The organism is Pseudomonas sp. P1.8, from assembly GCF_001269805.1.
Classification (GTDB): Bacteria; Pseudomonadota; Gammaproteobacteria; order Pseudomonadales; family Pseudomonadaceae; genus Aquipseudomonas.
In genome coordinates, this window is the sequence record NZ_LHVM01000016.1 from 18,052 (window position 1) to 37,842 (window position 19,791).

Annotated in this window: 20 protein-coding genes; 18 read left to right on the forward strand and 2 right to left on the reverse strand. The window is 60.3% G+C overall.

Annotated features, from left to right (window positions below):
* The first annotated feature begins 5 nt into the window (after window positions 1-5).
* The 10 genes from AD668_RS16635 (at window position 6) to AD668_RS16680 (ending at window position 11,935) form a co-directional block, all read left to right on the forward strand.
* Window positions 6-1,421, forward strand: coding sequence for an MBOAT family protein (locus AD668_RS16635; RefSeq protein WP_053160653.1), 1,416 nt, complete (start codon window positions 6-8; stop codon window positions 1,419-1,421).
* An 11-nt stretch (window positions 1,422-1,432) separates the two neighbouring features.
* Window positions 1,433-2,575, forward strand: coding sequence for a cell division protein FtsQ (locus tag AD668_RS16640; protein WP_053161330.1), 1,143 nt, complete (start codon window positions 1,433-1,435; stop codon window positions 2,573-2,575).
* 218 nt (window positions 2,576-2,793) lie between these two features.
* Window positions 2,794-3,681 (forward strand): TauD/TfdA family dioxygenase, encoded by an 888-nt coding sequence (locus tag AD668_RS16645; RefSeq protein ID WP_053160654.1) that lies wholly within the window; start codon window positions 2,794-2,796, stop codon window positions 3,679-3,681.
* Window positions 3,682-3,699: 18 nt separating this feature from the next.
* Window positions 3,700-4,725 (forward strand): ABC transporter substrate-binding protein, encoded by a 1,026-nt coding sequence (locus AD668_RS16650; RefSeq protein ID WP_053160655.1) that lies wholly within the window; start codon window positions 3,700-3,702, stop codon window positions 4,723-4,725.
* A 5-nt stretch (window positions 4,726-4,730) separates the two neighbouring features.
* Complete coding sequence (locus AD668_RS16655) at window positions 4,731-5,591, forward strand: ABC transporter ATP-binding protein (protein ID WP_053160656.1); 861 nt, start codon at window positions 4,731-4,733, stop codon at window positions 5,589-5,591.
* A 21-nt stretch (window positions 5,592-5,612) separates the two neighbouring features.
* Window positions 5,613-6,479 carry an ABC transporter permease gene (locus AD668_RS16660; protein ID WP_053160657.1) on the forward strand — a complete coding sequence of 289 codons (867 nt, stop codon included), beginning with the start codon at window positions 5,613-5,615 and terminating at the stop codon, window positions 6,477-6,479.
* Between the two features lie 153 nt (window positions 6,480-6,632).
* Window positions 6,633-7,553 (forward strand): LysR family transcriptional regulator, encoded by a 921-nt coding sequence (locus AD668_RS16665; protein ID WP_053160658.1) that lies wholly within the window; start codon window positions 6,633-6,635, stop codon window positions 7,551-7,553.
* A gap of 217 nt (window positions 7,554-7,770) precedes the next feature.
* The gene (locus AD668_RS16670; RefSeq protein WP_053160659.1) at window positions 7,771-9,303 is read left to right on the forward strand and encodes an MFS transporter; all 1,533 of its coding nucleotides are present in this window, start codon (window positions 7,771-7,773) and stop codon (window positions 9,301-9,303) included.
* 26 nt (window positions 9,304-9,329) lie between these two features.
* The gene (locus tag AD668_RS16675; protein WP_053160660.1) at window positions 9,330-10,400 is read left to right on the forward strand and encodes an HlyD family secretion protein; all 1,071 of its coding nucleotides are present in this window, start codon (window positions 9,330-9,332) and stop codon (window positions 10,398-10,400) included.
* Complete coding sequence (locus AD668_RS16680) at window positions 10,397-11,935, forward strand: efflux transporter outer membrane subunit (RefSeq protein ID WP_053160661.1); 1,539 nt, start codon at window positions 10,397-10,399, stop codon at window positions 11,933-11,935. Before AD668_RS16675 ends, AD668_RS16680 begins: the two co-directional genes overlap by 4 nt.
* Before the next feature lie 7 nt (window positions 11,936-11,942).
* Here AD668_RS16680 and AD668_RS16685 read toward each other — a convergent pair whose 3' ends face one another.
* Window positions 11,943-12,701, reverse strand: coding sequence for a slipin family protein (locus AD668_RS16685; protein WP_053160662.1), 759 nt, complete (start codon window positions 12,699-12,701; stop codon window positions 11,943-11,945).
* A gap of 2 nt (window positions 12,702-12,703) precedes the next feature.
* Window positions 12,704-13,249: an NfeD family protein gene (locus AD668_RS16690; protein WP_053160663.1), complete on the reverse strand. Its 546-nt coding sequence runs from the start codon at window positions 13,247-13,249 to the stop codon at window positions 12,704-12,706.
* Between the two features lie 200 nt (window positions 13,250-13,449).
* On the opposite strand from AD668_RS16690, the gene AD668_RS16695 reads away from it, so the two are divergent.
* From AD668_RS16695 to AD668_RS16730, 8 genes are all read left to right on the forward strand, one after another.
* On the forward strand, window positions 13,450-13,911 hold the full coding sequence (locus tag AD668_RS16695) for an aminoacyl-tRNA deacylase (protein ID WP_053160664.1): 462 nt from the start codon (window positions 13,450-13,452) through the stop codon (window positions 13,909-13,911).
* A 130-nt stretch (window positions 13,912-14,041) separates the two neighbouring features.
* Window positions 14,042-14,287, forward strand: coding sequence for a DUF2789 domain-containing protein (locus tag AD668_RS16700; protein WP_053160665.1), 246 nt, complete (start codon window positions 14,042-14,044; stop codon window positions 14,285-14,287).
* 74 nt (window positions 14,288-14,361) lie between these two features.
* Complete coding sequence (locus AD668_RS16705; RefSeq protein WP_053160666.1) at window positions 14,362-14,607, forward strand: type II toxin-antitoxin system prevent-host-death family antitoxin; 246 nt, start codon at window positions 14,362-14,364, stop codon at window positions 14,605-14,607.
* 127 nt (window positions 14,608-14,734) lie between these two features.
* The gene (locus tag AD668_RS16710; protein ID WP_053160667.1) at window positions 14,735-15,163 is read left to right on the forward strand and encodes a MarR family winged helix-turn-helix transcriptional regulator; all 429 of its coding nucleotides are present in this window, start codon (window positions 14,735-14,737) and stop codon (window positions 15,161-15,163) included.
* Window positions 15,160-17,232 (forward strand): FUSC family protein, encoded by a 2,073-nt coding sequence (locus AD668_RS16715; protein WP_053160668.1) that lies wholly within the window; start codon window positions 15,160-15,162, stop codon window positions 17,230-17,232. The genes AD668_RS16710 and AD668_RS16715 overlap by 4 nt, the downstream gene beginning before the upstream one ends.
* Window positions 17,229-17,438, forward strand: a complete 210-nt coding sequence (locus AD668_RS16720) for a DUF1656 domain-containing protein (protein ID WP_053160669.1) — start codon at window positions 17,229-17,231, stop codon at window positions 17,436-17,438. The genes AD668_RS16715 and AD668_RS16720 overlap by 4 nt, the downstream gene beginning before the upstream one ends.
* Window positions 17,435-18,322 (forward strand): HlyD family secretion protein, encoded by an 888-nt coding sequence (locus AD668_RS16725; protein ID WP_053160670.1) that lies wholly within the window; start codon window positions 17,435-17,437, stop codon window positions 18,320-18,322. The genes AD668_RS16720 and AD668_RS16725 overlap by 4 nt, the downstream gene beginning before the upstream one ends.
* Window positions 18,319-19,767, forward strand: a complete 1,449-nt coding sequence (locus AD668_RS16730) for an efflux transporter outer membrane subunit (protein ID WP_053160671.1) — start codon at window positions 18,319-18,321, stop codon at window positions 19,765-19,767. Before AD668_RS16725 ends, AD668_RS16730 begins: the two co-directional genes overlap by 4 nt.
* Window positions 19,768-19,791 lie beyond the last annotated feature (24 nt).

Here is a 19,791-nt window from a genome sequence, read left to right on the forward strand (position 1 = left end):
CCGCCATGGTCTTCGCCTCACTCGAGTTCCTGACGCTGTTTCTGCCTGCGTTCCTGTTGGTGTATGCCCTGGGCAAACCCGCCTGGCGTAACGTCATCCTGCTGATTGGCAGTTGGCTGTTCTATGGCTGGCTGAGTCCGCTGTTCCTGACTCTGCACGTGGTGTTGACCATCGTCGCTTGGGTCGGTGGTCTGCTGGTGGACCGTGCCCGGGACGGTTCAAAGGGCCGGGTGCGGCTGTTGATCGCATTGATCGTCTTCAACACGGCTGTGCTGTGCTGGTACAAGTACGCCAACATCCTGGCCGGAACCTGGAGCGAGCTGATCACCTACTACGGCGCCATGCCGCTGGAGTGGCAGCGGGTGGCGCTACCGGCAGGGCTTTCGTTCATCGTGTTGCAGGCGATCTCATACCTGGTGGATGTCCACCGGCATACGGTGCCGGTGGAGCGCAACTTCATCAATTATGCGACGTACATTTCGATGTTCGGGCACTCGATTGCAGGTCCGATCATTCGTTATGACTGGGTGCGCCGTGAACTGACGCAACGCTATTTCAGTTGGCAGAACTTTTCACTGGGTGCCCGGCGCTTCATGATCGGCATGTGCATGAAGGTGCTGGTGGCGGACACTCTGTCGCCACTGGTGGACGTCGCTTTTCATCTGGAAAATCCGTCCTTTGTCGATGCGTGGATCGGCTGTCTGGCCTATTCGCTGCAGCTGTTTTTCGACTTTGCCGGCTACAGCGCGATGGCGATCGGCCTGGGCCTGATGCTGGGTTTTCACTTCCCGGAAAACTTCAACCGCCCGTACCTGGCCAGCAGCATTCAGGACTTCTGGCGGCGCTGGCATCTGTCGCTGTCGAGTTGGCTGCGCGATTACCTGTACATCGCTCTGGGCGGTAATCGCAACGGCGCCTGGAAGACCTATCGCAACTTGTTCCTGACCATGGCCATTGCCGGTTTGTGGCATGGCGGCGATAGCTGGAACTACCTGTTGTGGGGCTCGGCCCATGGCATCGCGTTGTGCCTCGATCGCTTATGGTCGCGCTCCAACCTGCCAGGCATTCCGCCCTTGTTGTCGCACACTCTGACGCTATTGTTTGTGTTCCTTGCCTGGACCTTGTTCCGTGCCCCTGACTTCCATACGGCGTTGTCCATGTACGCCGGCCAGTTCGGTCTGCACGGCTTCGCCCTGGGCGATGCGCTGGCGGTGACCCTGCGTCCGGTGCATGGTCTTGCGGCCTTGCTCGCAGTGGTGTGCATCGTTGCGCCGCTGTTGCACGGCCGTTATGAGCAGCGGTTTGGCGGCTATGGGTTCTATGCACCAATGGCGGCCTTGTGGCCGGTGGCGGGTTTTCTGCTCTCGTTCGCGTTGATCGCGAGTCGTGAAGCCGTACCCTTCCTGTACTTCCAGTTCTGATGGCCGCGCACATGTCCTCTTCATCCCACGTCCCGGTTCCTCCAAGCGAATTCAATGCCCGCATCAGCAAGATGGCGGGCGTTGCATTTGTCACGTTCCTGGCGGTTGGCTTTGCTTCCTGCGCGTGGCTGTTGCTCAGTGGCAAGGTCGAGATGCTGCCGCCAAAGCTGACGATGGACGACGTGCTGCACGGCGAGGTGACCCACAAGATCGCCAAGCAACTGTCGAAGGCCGTGGTGCCGGAGCTGGCTGCGAACCTTGAGCGTGGCGGCAGCTGGCTGTTGCTGCACGATACCGGTCCGCGGGTACGCTCCGGTTGTGAGCACTGGTTGTTCCTGACTGACGAGATGCGCATCAACCGCCACGCCCAGGCCAATGCAGTGACCAAGGCCGATGTCGTACGTGATGTCCAGCAACGATTGGCCAAACGCGGTATTGCGCTGCTGGTGGCGGTGGTACCGGACAAGAGTCGAATCGCCAGCGCGCAACTGTGTGATCTGCGTCGCCCGACGCAGTTACAGGCGCGTGCCCAGGCATGGGTAGAAGGCTTGAACCAGGCGGGTATCGCCGCCATAGACCTGGCGCCGACGTTGCAGCCTTTGGGTGCCGAGGCCTACCTGCGCACCGATACTCACTGGAGCGAAACCGGATCGGCGGCGGCTGCCAACGCTGTCGCTAAGCAGGTTCAACTGATGGGCATCAGCGCCACGCCGCATAAAGAATTTGAAGTGAAGGTGCAGGCGCCGGCGCGCCGCCCTGGCGATCTGGTTCGCCTGGCTGGCCTCGAATGGCTGCCAGTGAGCTGGCAACCGACGCCGGAAATCGTGGTCGCCACCCAGACAAGCGAAAAGACTGCCCAAGTCCAAGGTGGCGACGATAACCTTGATGACCTGTTCGGTGACGACAACTTGCCGAACGTGGCGCTGATCGGCACTTCATTCTCGCGCAACTCCAACTTCGTCGGCTTTTTGCAACAGGCCCTGGGTGCACCGATCGGCAATTTTGCAAAGGACGGTGGCGAATTCTCTGGTGGTGCCAATGGTTACTTCAACAACCCGGCATTCAAACAAACGCCACCCAAGCTGATTATCTGGGAAATCCCGGAGCGGGATTTGCAGACGCCTTACAGCGAAGCAATTGACTGGGCCGGATAGCGGATTACCTGGGCAATGGCAGTCGTCAAGGACGCAGTGAAAATGCAATATCGTTATTCGTTAACGGTATTTAAATTAAGTTTCTTATACCTATAAAGTTAATCCCCTGCGTACCTGCCGACCAATCGGCGCGCCGCACGACACGAACCAACACGGGACATCCGTGAGTTTCTGATCGACGCGCGCGCCTTTGAGCGTGCCGTGCGTGGGAGTGATTTATGTCTTCAGCTTCAGCTTCGCCAAGTATCGCGCCACAGTTTTTCGACATCCGCCCGTTTGACGGAGCGGTAGGCGCCGAGATCATCGGTCTCGATTTGTCCCGTCCGATCAATGATCAGGATTTCGCCAGCATTCACCGCGCGCACCTGGATCATCACGTGGTGGTGTTCCGCGACCAGCGCATCACTCCTGAGCAACACATTGATTTCAGCCGCCGGTTTGGCGTGTTGCAGATCCATGTGCTCAAGCAGTTTTTGTTGGTCAACCACCCGCAAATCCTCATCGTTTCCAACATCGTCGAAAACGGCCAAAACATCGGCCTCGGCGATGCCGGGAAGTTCTGGCACTCCGATCTCTCCTATAAAGAACTGCCAAGCCTGGGCTCGATGCTGCATGCCCAGGAGCTGCCGTCAGAAGGCGGCGATACATTGTTCGCCGACATGCACAAAGCCTGGGACAGCCTGCCGCTCGCGTTGCGCAAAGCGGTGCAAGGGCGCTCGGCGGCGCACTCCTACACGGCGCGTTACAGCGAGACCAAATTCGAAGGCAACTGGCGCCCGACCCTGACGCCGGAGCAACTCGCCCAGGTCGCTGAAGTCGTCCATCCGGTCGTGCGCACCCACCCGGAAAACGGCCGCAAGGCATTGTTCGTCAGCGAAGGGTTCACCACCCGCATCGTTGGCTTGCCGGAAGACGAGAGTCAGCAACTGCTGACCGAGCTCTATGCCCACAGCGTGTTGCCGCAAAACATCTACCGACATCAGTGGCAGCCCCACGACCTGGTGTTCTGGGACAACCGTTCGCTGATCCACCTCGCCGCCGGATGCCCCAGCCATCTGCGCCGCAAGCTGTATCGCACCACCATCCAGGGCGACGCGCCTTTCTGATTTGTCGGAGATCTGATCATGTCCAAACGTCTTCCATTCGCACCGCTGGCCGCCGCAATCGGCCTGGGGTTCAGCCTGATCGCCGGCAGCCTGGTGGCGCCGACCGTGGCCCACGCCGAGGGTGAAATCCGCATTGCCGAACAGTTCGGCATCGTTTACTTGCTCCTCAATGTGGTACGCGATCAAAACCTGATCGAGAAGTACGGCAAGCAGGAAGGTATCGACATCAAGGTCGACTGGACCCAGCTCTCGGGCGGTGCAGCGGTCAACGATGCGTTGCTGTCGGGCTCGATCGATATTGCCGGCGCCGGTGTCGGCCCGTTGCTGACTATCTGGGATCGTACCCACGGCAAACAGAACGTCAAAGCCGTGGCTTCCCTCGGCAACTTCCCGTACTACCTGGTGAGCAATAATCCCAAGGTCAAAACCATCGCCGACTTCACCGAGAAGGACCGCATCGCGGTACCGGCGGTCGGCGTTTCGGTGCAGTCGCGCTTCCTGCAGTACGCGGCTGCCAAGCAGTGGGGCGACAAGGAGTTCAACCGTCTCGACAAGTACACCATCGCGGTTCCGCACCCCGACGCGACAGCCGCGCTGGTGGCCGGCGGCACAGAGCTGAGCGGGCATTTCTCCAACCCGCCGTTCCAGGATCAGGAGCTGGCCAATTCCAACGTACATGTGGTGCTGAACACCTATGACCTGCTCGGCCCGAACTCGCCGACGGTACTGTTCGCCACCGAAAAATTCCGTGATGAGAACCCGAAAACCTACAAGGCGTTTATCGATGCGCTGACAGAAGCGGCGCAATTTGCGCAGAACGACAAAGGCGCCGCGGCCGACACTTACATTCGCGTCACCAAGGCCAAAATCGATCGCGCCGAGCTGCTGAAAATCATCGACAACCCGCAGTTCGAATTCAGCGTCACGCCGAAAAATACTTACCCTTTGGCCGAGTTCCTGTACCGCGTCGGCGCGATCAAAAACAAGCCGGACTCATGGAAGGATTACTTCTTCCAGGACGCCAAACCGCTGCAAGGGAGCTGACTGAAATGAACGCCCCTTTGCAAGGCCACACGGTCAGCAAACCGATCGCGGCAGCCCAAGCGCTGCTGTCGGTCGATAATGTCAGCCTGGAATACCGCACGCCGCAGCGCGTGGTGCGGGCGACGCATCAAGTCAGTTTCGAGATCGATCCGGCGGACCGCTTTGTCCTTCTGGGCCCGTCCGGTTGTGGCAAGTCGACGTTGCTCAAGGCCGCCGCAGGCTTCATTCAGCCAGTGGAAGGCGAGATCCGTCTGCAAGGCCAGCGCGTCGATGCGCCGGGACCGGACCGGATCGTGGTGTTCCAGGAGTTCGACCAACTGCCGCCGTGGAAAACCGTAAAGCAGAACGTGATGTTCCCGCTGCTGGCATCGAAAACCCTCAAACGCAAGGACGCCGAAGAACGGGCGCTGCACTATCTGGAAAAGGTCGGACTGGCGGCGTTTGCCGATGCCTATCCGCACACCTTGTCCGGTGGCATGAAGGCCCGGGTCGCCATTGCCCGGGCGCTGGCGATGCAGCCGAAAATCCTGTTGATGGACGAGCCCTTCGCGGCCCTGGATGCCCTGACCCGACGCAAGATGCAGGAAGAGTTGCTGCTGCTCTGGGAGGAGGTGCGCTTCACGCTGTTGTTCGTCACGCACTCCATCGAGGAGGCGTTGGTGGTGGGCAACCGCATCCTGTTGCTGTCGCCGCATCCGGGCCGGGTGAGGGCGGAGGTCCACAGCCATCAATACGATTTGCACAGCCTGGGCGGTGTGGCGTTTCAGGAGTCGGCGCGGCGCATCCATCGGTTGCTGTTCGATGAAAACCAGTCGCCGCAAACCGAGCACGAGCTGGATTTTGCCGACATCCGTATCGCTTATTGAGCCAGTTGAGAGGAGGGCCCGATGAGCCATTTATCATCCCCGCGTGAAGAATTCGAAACGCTGTTGCAGCCGCTGACCAGCGTGCCGCTGGAGCGCGAACTGCCGCTTGGCCAGCGCCTGTGGCAACAAGGCTGGCTGCGTAAAAGCCTGATCCTGATTTTGCTGGCGGTGCTTTGGGAAGCCGTTGCCCGCTATCAGAACAATGACCTGCTGTTGCCAAGTTTTTTGCAGACTTCTCACGCTTTATACGAGGGTATGCTCAGCGGTGAATTGCTCGGCAAAGTCTGGATTTCATTAGTGGTGTTGCTCAAGGGTTACCTGATCGGCATCGTTCTGGCGTTTGGCCTGACCACGCTGGCGGTGTCGACTCAATTCGGACGAGACCTGCTCAGTACCCTGACCTCGATGTTCAACCCGTTGCCGGCCATTGCGCTGCTGCCGCTGGCGCTGCTGTGGTTTGGGCTGGGGCAGAACAGCCTGATTTTCGTGCTGGTGCATTCGGTGCTTTGGGCCTTGGCGCTGAACACCTACGCCGGCTTCCTCGGCGTCTCGGAAACCCTGCGTATGGCCGGGCGTAACTACGGTCTCAAGGGCATGCGTTTTGTGCTGTTCATCCTGATTCCGGCAGCACTGCCGTCGATCCTCGCCGGCCTGAAAATCGGTTGGGCGTTTGCCTGGCGTACCTTGATCGCGGCCGAGCTGGTGTTTGGTGCGACGAGCGGCAAGGGCGGGTTGGGGTGGTACATCTTTCAGAATCGCAATGAGCTGTACACCGACAAGGTGTTTGCCGGGTTGGCGGTAGTGATCCTGATCGGGTTGCTGGTGGAGAACCTGGTGTTTGATTCGTTGGAGCGGGTAACGGTGAAGCGGTGGGGGATGGTGCGGTGATCCGTTGATTTTGTGTCGGGTTGGGAAAAGATCGCAACCGTCGGCAGCTCCTACATGGATCTGCGTACATCTGTAGGAGCTGCCGAAGGCTGCGATCTTTTGATCTGCTAGCATTGCGTGTGAATCAACCCTGATCAGTCATGAGTGCTCGCGATGCAGTTGCCAGACATGAACCTGCTAATCGCCCTCGACGCCTTGCTCGATGAGGGCAGTGTCGTGGGCGCTGCGCGGCGGATGAACCTCAGCCCGGCGGCGATGAGCCGGACATTGACACGCATTCGCGAGGCCATCGGCGACCCGATCCTGGTACGTGCCGGGCGAGGCCTGGTGCCGACGCCCAAGGCGCTGGAGTTGCGCGAGCAGGTGCGCAGTGTGGTGGAGCAGGCGGCGTTGCTGTTTCGTTCGGCCGATGCGGTGGAGTTGGGCTCATTGCGGCGGCGGTTCAGTATTCGGGCCAACGACTTTTTTGTCGGCGTTTACGGCGGTAAGTTGTTCGATACCCTCGACCGGCAGGCGCCGCACTGTGAGTTGCGTTTTGTGCCTGAGGGTGATGGCGACGATGAGGCGCTGCGTGAGGGGCGCATCGATTTGAGCATCAGCAACACCCGGCCGCTGACGCCGGAAGTGAAAGTGCAGAATTTGTTTTCCACGCACTTTGTAGGCCTGGTGCGTGAGGATCATCCGCTGTTTGATGAAGAAATCACTGCAGAACGGTATGCCGGATTTTCTCATATCAGCATGTCCCGACGCGGTATCGCGCGAGGGCCGATCGATACCGCACTCAATGCACTGGGGTTGGAGCGTCGGGTGGCAGTGATTGCGCCGAGTTTCCATGCGGCAATGTTCGCGTTGCCCGATTCGGACCTGATTCTGCCGGTACCCAAGGAAGCATTGTTGAGCGTGCGACGGCTGGGATTGAAGCTGCGCTCCTTTGACCTGCCGATCCCGTTGCCGACCTTGATGCTGACCCAGGCCTGGCACCCACGTTTCGACAAGGACCCGGCCCATCGGTGGATGCGCGAAACGGTCAAGGCGTGTTGCGATGAGACGTGGCTCGCCGCGCAACCCGTTTGAAATCCTGCCCAAATCCCTGTAGGAGCGAGCCTGCTCGCGATGAGGGCTGCGCAGGCACATCTTCATCGACTGGCTTGGCGCCATCGCGAGCAAGCTTGCTCCTACAGGGTTTGTATTGTTGCGTCTGGTGCATTTATAAGCTGCCGAGAAGTTGATTTTCGTCAGGCATCACCCTTCCTAAAATGCTTCCGGTACTTTCCTTCCGGAGCTCGCAGTAATGACTTCCCTCACGGTCCCGACGCCAGTCATCGCGACCCGCTCGGCGCCCTCGGCGCAAGTCTTCGGCCCGCGCATCATCATTGGCCTGGTGGGCGTGTTGCTGGCGGTGCTGGTGTCGGGTCTGAACGAGATGGTGACCAAAGTCGCCCTGGCCGATATTCGCGGCGCGTTGGCCATTGGCTACGACGAAGGCACCTGGCTGGTTGCCAGTTACACCGCGACTTCGGTGGCCGCCATGGCCTTCGCGCCGTGGTGCGCGGTGACGTTCTCGCTGCGTCGGTTCACCTTGTGCGCCATCAGCCTGTTCACCCTCTTGGGCGTGCTGTGTCCGTTTGCGCCGAATTACGAAAGCCTGCTACTGATGCGCACCTTGCAAGGCCTGGCTGGCGGCGCTTTGCCGCCGATGTTGATGACCGTCGCCCTGCGCTTTCTACCGGCCAACGTGAAGTTGTATGGCCTGGCCGGTTATGCCCTGACCGCCACGTTCGGTCCGGGCCTTGGAACGCCATTGGCCGGGTTGTGGACCGAGTATGTCGGGTGGCAGTGGACCTTCTGGCAAATCATCGCACCGTGCCTGATTGCAATGGTTGCCGTGGCGTATGGGCTGCCGCAGGACCCTTTGCGGCTGGAGCGTTTCAAGCAATTCAACTGGCGCGGACTGCTGCTGGGGTTTCCAGCGATTTGCATGCTGGTGATCGGCATTTTGCAGGGCAATCGACTGGACTGGTTCGAGTCCGATTTGATCTGCGTGTTGCTCAGTGGCGGACTGTTGTTGCTGGTGCTGTTCTTGATCAATGAATGGTCGCAGCCGATTCCGTTTTTCAAGATGCAGATGCTCGGCATCCGTAACCTGTCGTTCGCCTTGCTGACCCTGGCCGGCGTACTGGTAGTGCTGCTGGCGGTGATCATTATTCCGTCCAGTTACCTGGCGCAGGTCCAGGGTTATCGCCCGGTGCAGACCGCGCCGATCATGCTACTGGCGGCGCTGCCGCAATTGATTGCGCTGCCGTTGGTGGCGGCGTTGTGCAATTTTCGCTGGGTCGATTGTCGCTGGGTGTTGGGTATCGGCTTGAGCATGCTGGCGCTGTCCTGCATCGGTGGTTCGCAGTTGACATCGGCGTGGATTCGCGACGATTTCTATGTGCTGCAATGGTTGCAAATCTTCGGTCAACCGATGGCAGTGCTACCGCTGCTGATGTTGTCCACCGGCAGCATCAACCCGATGGAGGGACCGTTCGCCTCGGCCTGGTTCAATACCGTCAAAGGCCTGTCGGCGGTGATCGCCACAGGCGTGATTGAGGTGCTGACCACGTCGAGGCTGCACTTCCATTCGACGATGCTCGTTGACCGTCTCGGCAATTCTCCCCTGAACGACGACAACGCCTCTGGCCTCGCCCATCGCATACATGAACAAGCGGTGGTGCTGACGGCTTCGGATCTTTATCTGTGCATGGCCGGCATTGCGGTGACGCTGATCCTGCTGATTTTCTGGCTGCCGACGCGGACTTATCCGCCACGCGCGCCGACCTGATTGCTCCACGGAAACTGAAGGTTTTTATGAAGACTCAAGCAAAGCAAAAAATCGCCGTGGCAGTGGCTGCCGCGTTGGCCGTCGGTGTGCTGTTGTATCTGGCAGTGCCTGACCTGTTCGGCAAACGCACGCAGCAGAGTACCAATGACGCCTTTGTTTCGGCTGACTACACCCTGGTGGTGCCGCGGGTGGCCGGGTTCATCAGGCAGGTGCTGGTCGAAGACAACCAGCAGGTCAAGGCCGGGCAGTTGCTGGCGTTGATCGATGACCGGGATCTGCGCGCCGCTGCCCAGGCTGCCGACGCTGAAACCCTGGTCGCTCGGGCGCAACTGCAAAACGCCAAGGCGACCCTTGAGCGGCAGTCTTCGGTGATTGCTCAAGCGCAATCGTCGGTGGTTTCGGCCAAGGCCGAGATGGCATTCGCCGAGCATGAACTGAACCGCTACAACCACTTGGCCGGCGTGGGTGCCGGTACGGTGCAAAACGCTCAGCAAGCGCGCACGCGCATCGACCAGGCCAGCGCTCGGCTGGCGAATGCCACGGCCGTGCTCGCGGCGGAGCGCAAACAGGTGGAGATCCTCGCCGCTCAACGCGATGCTGCCGAAGGCGGATTGAAGCGGGCGCAAGCAGCACTGGAAATGGCCAGCTATGAATTGTCTTACACACGGATCGTTGCGCCTCAGGATGGCATGGTCGGTGAGCGTGCGGTGCGGGTCGGCGCTTATGTCGTGCCGGGGAGCAAGATCCTCGCAGTGGTGCCGTTGGCTCAGGCTTATGTGATGGCCAACTTTCAGGAGACTCAACTGACCGACGTGCAGCCAGGGCAGCAGGTGCAAGTGCGCGTCGACAGTCTCGGGGGCGCGGCGCTCAGTGGTCGGGTCGAGAGCATTGCGCCGGCCACCGGGGTTACCTTCGCTGCGGTTAAACCGGATAACGCCACCGGCAACTTCACCAAGGTGGTGCAGCGGATTCCGGTGAAGATCGTGCTGGAACCGGGGCAGCCATTGGCTGAACGCTTGCGGGTGGGGATGTCGGTTGAGGCGAGTATCGATACCGTCAGCTCGGTGACGTCTGCGCGCGAGGTGACGCAGCGATGAGCTACGTTGATCGTGCTGACGTCATCGCGAGCAGGCTCGCTCCTACCGTTGACCGCATTCACCTGTGGGAGCGGGCTTGCTCGCGAAGGGGTCATCAGGCGCGACCAGTCCTGGGTGCCTTGCTCGCCATCAGTCTCAGCGCCTGCACCGTCGGCCCGGATTTCCAGAAACCTGATGCGCCGAAAATTTCCGAATGGTCCAAGCCCGCCAGAAGCGGACCCAGCCAAGCCATCGCCGAGTCCTTGGGCGAGCGCTGGTGGGAGGTGTTCAACGACCCCAAACTCTCGGACCTTAGCCAGCGCGCATTGACCGACAACCTCGACCTGAAGCTGGCCAGCAGCCGCTTGCAGCAAAGCCGCGCCGTGCGCCAGGTGAACACCGCCAACCGTTATCCCAATACCGCCGCCAGCGGCAGTTACGCACGCAAACGCAACAGTGGCGAAGGGCTGAACGATCCGTCCGGCCATAACGGCGATTCCGCGTTCAACCTGTGGGATGGCGGTTTTTCAGCTTCCTGGGAGCTGGATTTCTGGGGTCGGGTACGCCGCGAAACCGAAGCCGCCGACGCCACCCTGGAAGTCGCGGAGAACGACCGGCGCGGGGTGCTGTTGTCGGTGCTGGCCGAGACCGCCCAGGACTACATTCAGCTGCGCGGCGTGCAAAACACCCGGCTCGTGACCGAACAGAACCTCGACGTCGCTCGCCACAGCCTGAAGCTTTCGCAGCTGCGCCTGGCCGATGGTGTCGCCACCGATCTGGACGTCGCCGAAGCCGCTGCACAAGTCGCAGCCATCGAAGCGCGCCTGCCGGCGCTGGAGCAACGCCAATCGCAACTGATCAACGCCTTGAGCCTGTTGATGGGTGAGCCGCCCCAAGCGCTGGCGGCAGAGTTATCCACAGACGCGCCGGTGCCGCAAACGCCGCGTCAGGTCGCCATTGGCCTGCCGTCGCAACTGGCCGAACGTCGTCCGGACATTCGTCAGGCCCAAGCGCGTCTGCATGCCGCCACTGCGAGCATCGGCGTGGCCAAAGGTGATTTTTACCCGCGCATCACCTTGTCGGGGAACATCGGCTCACAAGCCATGCAGCTGAGCGATTTCGGCTCCTGGGGTTCGCGCTCATTCGGCATCGGCCCGCAATTCAGCCTGCCGCTGTTCGACGGCGGACGCTTGCGCGGTGTGCTTGATTTGCGCGAAGCGCAGCAGCAAGAAGCGGCCATCGCATACCAGCAAACCGTATTGCGCGCCTGGCATGAAATCGACGATCAATTGACGAGCTACAACGCCAGTCAGCTGCGTCGCGACAGCCTCGCTGAAGCGGTGCGCCAGAACCGTATCGCCTTGCAAACCGCACAACAGCAATACGTTGAGGGTGTGGTGGATTTCGTCACTGTACTGACCGTGCAAGGCGCCTTGCTGGCCACGCAGGAGCAGTGGGTTGAGAGTTCGACCGGCGTGTCGTTGGCCGCGGTCGGGTTGTACAAGGCGTTGGGCGGCGGGTGGCAATCGGTCTATCCGCTGACGGCGCAACGCTGAAAACCATTCAAGGTTTCGACGACAAATCCGCCATGCCCTTGAGCAATTCAATCGGCAGGGGAAAGACGATGGTCGAACTCTTGTCGCCGGCAATCGAATTGAGGGTCTGCATGTAGCGCAACTGCATGGCCCCCGGCTGGCGCCCGAGCATTTCTGCCGCCTGCATGAGTTTTTCCGAGGCTTGCAGTTCGCCCTCGGCGTGGATCACCTTGGCCCGTCGTTCCCGTTCGGCTTCGGCCTGTTTGGCGATGGCGCGGATCATCGATTCGTTGAGGTCGACGTGCTTGATTTCGACGTTGGCGACCTTGATGCCCCACGCATCGGTCTGAGCGTCGAGCACTTGCTGGATATCCAGGTTCAAGCGCTCGCGCTCGGCGAGCAGTTCGTCGAGTTCGTGCTTGCCGAGCACCGCTCGCAACGTGGTCTGCGCCAGTTGGCTGGTGGCGGCGAAGAAATCCTCGACCTGAATGATCGCTTTCTGCGGATCGAGCACGCGAAAGTACAGCACTGCATTGACCTTGACCGACACGTTGTCGCGGGTGATCACGTCTTGCGACGGCACGTCCAGCACCACGGTGCGCAAATCGACCCGGACCATTTGCTGGACCACTGGAATCAGCAGGATCAGGCCGGGTCCCTTGACCTGCCAGAAACGCCCAAGCTGGAACACCACCCCGCGCTCATACTCGCGCAGGATACGGAACGTCGATCCCGCCAATGCGATCAGCAATAACAGCAGCGCGACCATACCCAGTTGCACACCCATGTCTATTCTCCGCCCGGCGCCGCGTCAGCCGCGGCCACTTGCAGCAGCAGGCCCTGGCGCGCCACCACCCGCACCCGTTGACCGGGTTGCAGCGGTGTTGTGCTGAGCACTTGCCATTGTTCTCCTTGCAGGTGCACCCAGCCGCCACAGGCGTTGCCGACTTGCACTGATGTGACCGGCGTTTCGCTGCCGACCAGCCCGGCATCACCGCTGACCGTGTGCCGCGGTCGGGTTTTCAGGGCGTGTATCACCAGAAAAACAAGCAGCAAAGCGCTGAGCAATGCCAAGCCGATCATCAACGGCACAGGCACGTCGGTGTTGGTCAGAATCACCGCGCCGATCACGAACATCACGATCCCGCCCAAGCCGATCACGCCGTAATTGGGCAGGGCGGCTTCGGCAATCAGAAAAGCGATGCCAAAGGTGATCAGCCAGATCCCGACCGGGTTGGGAGCCAGCAAGACAACCGTGTCTGCGGCGAACGTCGATCCGCTCAACGCCAACGCCAACGCCAACAGCAACGCAACGGTACAACAACGCGTGTTCACTTGACCCTCCGGGAGAGTCGTGGAGGTGACTATGAATACAGTTTAGTTGAGCCGGGGCTTGTATGAATTTTGCTCAAATGATAGCGGCGTCCGATGAGCGGATTTCCCGCTGCCACCGGCCAGCGGGCCTAGACTTTCAGTACGGTAAAAAGTGTTAAACCATCGTCCGCCAGAAACTGTGGCGGGCACCGAGGTGCATCATGCGTATGGCAAGAACCGTGCAACGCAGCCTGGAAAAGGCGCAATGCGAATATGACATCGTCACTCACCCGCATTCGGCCAGCAGCCTGGAAACGGCGCGGGTCGCGGGTATTCCGGCGGAACGGGTGGCCAAGTCGGTCATCCTCGATGACCACCATGGTCATTACCTGATGGCGGTGCTGCCCGCCAGCCGTCACCTGGACCTGAGCAAGGTCCGCAGCAGCGGCGAATGGCAGGTCTCCCGGGAAAGCAATCTGCCGCACCTGTTCGACGATTGCGAACGCGGCGCCGTGCCGGCGCTGGGTGAGGCCTATGGGCTGGATGTGGTGATCGATCCGTTGCTGACCCGGCAAAAAGACATCTATCTGGAGGCGGGTAATCACACCAATCTGCTGCACATGAACATGCCGGACTTTTTGAAAATGGTGCCGCATGCTGAAGTGCGGGAGTTGAGTCATTGAGTTTGGCGATGTTCATGGCATTGCGTCCGCGAGCAGGCTCGCGCCTACAGAGAGTCACATTTTCCCTGTAGGAGCGAGCCTGCTCGCGATGACCGCGCAGCGCTCGCAAAATTGACCACAGGAGTCCAACATGGAAAACCCAACACACAGCCTCCCATCCCTGTTCAAACAACTCGGCCTGGCCGACGACGCCGAGAGCATCGACAAATTCATCGCCACCCATTCACCGCTCAAGCCTGATTTGCATCTTGCGGATGCGTTCTTCTGGAACAAGAGCCAGGCGGATTTGCTGCGAGCCGAGATTCTGGATGATGCGGATTGGGCGGAGGTGGTGGATCAGTTGGATGTGCTGTTGAGGAAGGGGCGCGGGGTTTAATTTTTCTGATGGATGGCGGTTTGCTCGATCACTGGTAATAGACCGGAATTAAGACCTTATTTGAGGTCTTAATTATGCAGAGTGTATTGGCCGATATGGCCGTTAGCGTCTCGGAGTTGAAGAAAAACCCATCGGCTGTTTTGAATGGTGCCCATGGGGGACCGGTTGCGGTGCTCAATCACAATCGCGTCATGGGTTACATGGTTCCAGCTGATGTTTTTGAGGCCATGATGGAGCGCCTTGATGATTTGGAGTTGGCGGAGATCGTTCGTTCTCGTCGTGACGAGACACCGATTCCAGTGTCACTGGATGACCTATAGGCATCCAGATGCGGCGCTCAAATTTGTTTCAAAACTTGACGATAAATCCCCTCCAATGCCATATTGATAGTTAGCAAACTAACAGTGTGTGTTTTCCCTCGTGTCCGATCCCCTCGACATTCTCCAGATGAACATCAGCAGTTCCATGGTGGTGGCCGCCAGGCATTGGCGCAAAATCTGCCAGACCACGCTGGCCAACCATGGAATCTCCGAAGCTTGCGCCGTACCGTTGCTGATGATCGGTCGGCTGGGCGAGGGCGTGCGTCAGGTGACGGTGGCTCACGCGGCGGGAATGGAGAGTCCGTCACTGGTGCGCCTGCTCGATCAACTGTGCCATGGCGGCTACGTTTGCCGCACCGAAGATGCGCAGGATCGGCGTGCCAAATGCCTGAGCCTGACTGAAACCGGTCGCGAGCTGGTTCAAACGGTTGAAATCGAGCTGGTGCGCTTGCGCCATGTGGTCCTGGACGGCATTGACCCAAGTGATCTGGAAGCTACGCTGCGGGTACTGAGAGCATTTGAAGCGGCCACGCCGCCATCGGTGGGCAACCCTTGAACGGATTTTTCTCTGGCATGCCCCCGGCGCGGGACTGGTTCTATGGTGTACGCACCTTCGCCGCCTCGATGATTGCGCTGTACATCGCGCTGCTCATGCAAATGCCGCGTCCTTATTGGGCGATGGCCACGGTGTACATCGTTTCCAACCCGTTCCTCGGCCCCACCACGTCAAAGGCGTTGTACCGTGCAATTGGTACCTTTGTCGGCGCTGCAGCGGCGGTTTTGTTCGTGCCGATGTTCGTCCAGAGTCCTTACATTCTGGTGGTGGTGATTGCGCTATGGACAGGGACATTGCTGTTTCTGTCGCTGCATTTGCGTACCGCCAACAACTACGCCTTGATGCTGGCCGGTTACACCTTGCCGCTGATTGCCTTGCCGGTGGTGAATAACCCCTTGGCGGTGTGGGATGTGGCGGAAGCGCGGACTGAAGAAATTTTCCTCGGTATCGCCGTGGCAGCCGTGATGGGCGCAATGTTCTGGCCCCGTCGTCTGGCGCCGGTGTTCAATGATTCGGTGAGCAAATGGTTCGCCGATGCATCGAACTACAGCCTGCGATTTCTCAACCGCGACGTGAAACCTGATGAAGTCAGTGCGCTGCGCATGTCGATGGTCGCGAACTTCAACAGCCTGGAACTGATGATCGGACAGTTGTCCCACGAGGGCTCGCTTCCGCAAACCGTGCGCAACACCAAGGAGTTGCGCGGACGAATGATTCACTTGCTGCCGGTGATCGATGCCCTCGACGACGCATTGTATGCGCTGGAACGACGCACTCCCGAGCTTGTGGATAAGTTCTCGCCGTTGCTGGCGGCGGCCACTGAATGGCTCGACCATAAAGATGCGGATCTCGACCGCTGGCGTGCGCTGAAAGACCAGCTCGATGCCCTGCAGCCCGAGCCGCAAGCGCTGGATGATCGCAAGCAACTGCTGTTTTCCAACGCCATCTACCGCCTCGGCGAATGGATCGATTTGTGGCAGGACTGCCGAAGCCTGCAATACGCCATTCAGTGCGAGAGCCAGGACAACTGGCGCGCGGTCTATCGGCACTGGCGCCTGGGTCGGCTGACACCGTTTCTGGATCGCGGCCTGATGTTCTACTCCGCCGCTTCCACCGTCACCGCGATCATTGTCGCTTCGGTGTTGTGGATTCTGCTCGGCTGGACCGATGGTGGCAGCGCGGTGATTCTGGCCGCGGTGGCGTGCAGCTTCTTCGCCTCGATGGACGACCCGGCTCCGCAGATCTACCGGTTTTTTTTCTGGACGGCGATGTCGGTGGTGTTCGCCAGCCTTTATCTGTTTCTGGTCCTGCCCAACTTGCATGATTTTCCGATGCTGGTGCTGGCCTTCGCCGTACCCTTCATCTGTGTGGGCACGCTGACGGTCAAGCCGCAGTTTTACCTGGGGATGCTGCTGACGTTGGTCAACACCTCGTCCTTCATCAGTATTCAGGGCGCCTACGACGCGGACTTCCTCAGCTTCGCCAACTCCAACCTCGCCGGCCCCATGGGCTTGTTGTTCGCGTTCATCTGGACTCTGATCGCCCGGCCGTTTGGTGCCGAATATGCCGCCAAGCGCCTGACCCGTTTCAGCTGGCGCGACATCGTCAGCCTTGCGGAGCCGGCCACGCTGGCCGAACACCGCCAGTTGGGTGTGCAGATGCTCGACCGGTTGATGCAGCATCTGCCGCGTCTGGCCATGACGGGCCAGGACACCGGCATCGCCCTGCGCGAAGTACGGGTGGCGCTGAACCTGCTGGACTTGCTGGCCTATTTGCCACGCGTTTGCGGCACGCCACAAATGTTGTTGCGTCAGGTGGTGGCCGAGGTCGGCGAGTATTTCAAGGCGTGCCTCAAGGCTGGCGAACGGTTGCAGGCACCGAGCCCGTTGCTCATGACCCTCGATCGCACTCGCCGCGCCCTCAACGGTGCCGGTGATGATGAAACCCGTAGGCACTTGCTGCACGCCTTGAGCGGCCTGCGTCTGGCATTGCTGCCGGGCGTTGAGTTTGTCGGCGCCGCCGAAGTCGAAGAACCGCTTCCCCATGGCATCGATGGAGCGCCTTTATGATCGGTGATCTGGATATCAGCGGGGTGTTCCTGCCCACGCTGCTGGTGCTGATGGGCATTACGTACGTGATTTACCTGTTGGTGCACGGGGTGCTGACGCGCCTGCACTTTTACCGTCTGGTCTGGCACCGGGCATTGTTCAACGTGGCTCTCTACGCCGTGCTGCTGGGCGCCGTGGATTCACTCAGTCGATACCTGATGACATGAAAAAACCGTTTTTAACCTTGGGTCGTGTGGTGTTGACCCTGTTGATCGTAAGCTTCGCCGTTGTCGTGGTCTGGCGCATGGTCATGTATTACATGTTCGCGCCATGGACCCGTGACGGGCACATCCGTGCCGACATCGTGCAGATCGCGCCGGATGTCTCCGGGCTGATCCAGCAAGTGGATGTGCGTGACAACCAGATGGTCAAACGTGGCCAGGTGCTGTTCAGCATCGATCCGGACCGTTTCAAACTGGCCCTGCGCCAGGCGAAAGCGGCGGTCGCTGACCGTGAAGAAACCCTGGCCCAAGCTCAGCGCGAAGCCAAGCGTAACAAGGGTCTGGGCAACCTGGTGCCGGGCGAACAGCTTGAGGAGAGCCAGTCTCGCGTGGCTCGTGCACAGGTTGCGCTGATGGAAGCCCAGGTGGCGGTGGACAGCGCGCAGCTCAACCTTGATCGCTCGGTAATCCGCAGCCCGGTGGACGGCTACGTCAACGACCGCGCCCCGCGTGCCCAGGAGTTTGTCAGCGCCGGGCGGCCGGTGTTGTCGGTCGTCGACAGCAACTCGTTTCACATCGACGGCTATTTCGAAGAAACCAAACTGAACGGCATCCATGTCGGCCAGAGCGTCGACATTCGGGTGATCGGCGACAACGCACGCCTGCGCGGCCATGTGGAAAGTATCGTCGCTGGTATCGAAGACCGCGACCGCACCAGTGGCAACAACCTGCTGCCCAACGTCAACCCGGCGTTCAGCTGGGTGCGCCTAGCGCAGCGAATTCCCGTGCGGATCGCCTTCGATGACGTGCCGGCGGATTTTCGCATGATCGCCGGACGCACCGCGACGGTCTCGATTATCGACGACAAAAATCGGGAGCCTGAGCAATGAGCAAGGCCTCGGGTTTGGCGGTTGCAGGCTTAGGCCTGCTGCTGTCGGCGTGCCAGGTGGTCGGGCCGGATTATCACTTGCCCGAAGCGGCCGCCGTCCACCGCGAAGACTTGCAGGGCAACCTGGCGCACGACGCTAAAACGGTGGTGTCGGCACCCGTCCCCAGCGATTGGTGGCGCTTGTATCAGGACCCGCGACTCGACCAGTTAGTGCAGCAGGCCATGGCCTCCAACACCGATTTGCGCGTGGCGGCGGCCAGTCTGTTGCGGGCTCGCGCTCAGGTCGATCAGGCTGAGGCTGCGGGTGGCTGGAGTGGCGGCGTGAAGATGGGCGCCCAGCGTTTGCAGGAATCTGGCGAAGCGTTCCTGCTGCCGGAAAAAGTGCCGGTGGCCAACATCGGTGACATCGGCATCAGTGCCTCGTATCAGTTTGATCTGTTCGGTACGCTGCAGCGTGGCATCGAGGCGGCCAAGGCCAATGCCGATGCGACCCAGGCCGCCGCTGATACGGCACGCATCACCTTGGTGGCCGACGTGGTCCGCGCCTACACCCAAGTGTGTGCGGCCAATGAAGAGCGGGAAATTGCTCAGCACTCTCTTGATCTGCAATCGCAAAGCACTACGCTGATCCAGCGACTGCGCGATGCCGGGCGAGGGGACGAAACCCAGGTCACCCGTTCGCAAACCCAATTCAAATCCTTGCGCGCTGACATGCCGCGCTATGAAGCGGCGCGCCAGGCGGGTCTGTTCCGTTTGTCGATGTTGCTGGCCAAACCGCTGGATCAACTGCCAGCCGGCACCGCGAATTGCGCCGAACTGCCGAAAATCGCCCAATTGGTGCCAGTGGGCGATGGCGCCGCGTTGCTCAAGCGTCGTCCTGACGTACGGCAAGCCGAGCGGCGATTGGCTGCGGCAACCGCCACCATCGGCGTCGCCACCGGCCAGTTGTATCCGGACATCAGCATCGGCGCGACCATCGGTACCGTCGGTACCCTGGATAATCTGGGCGAGCCGTCCACCAACCGCTGGGGTTTTGGACCGTCGCTGACCTGGACTGTGCCGACGAACGGCGCCCGGGCAAAAATCCGCGAAGCCGAGGCGGTGACCCAGGCAACGCTGGCGCATTTCGACGGCGTGGTGCTTAACGCCATTCGCGAGACTCAAACCGGTCTGGCTCAGTACTCCGCGTTACTTCAGCGGCGCGATGCGCTGGCAGACGCCGAACAATCGGCAAAATTGGCCGCCGATCAGACGCACCGCTTCTTCCAGGCTGGCCGCGCATCGTTTTTGGCCGACCTGCAGGCCACCCGCACCTACACTGATGTGCGAGCGCAGTTGGCCACTGCGAACACCCAGGTCGCCATGAGTCAGATCGATTTGTTCCTCGCCTTGGGTGGCGGATGGGAAAGCGGACGAACGCAAGCATCTAACGCCAGCAAACCCTGAGGCCGTTGCTATGCTTTGAAATGT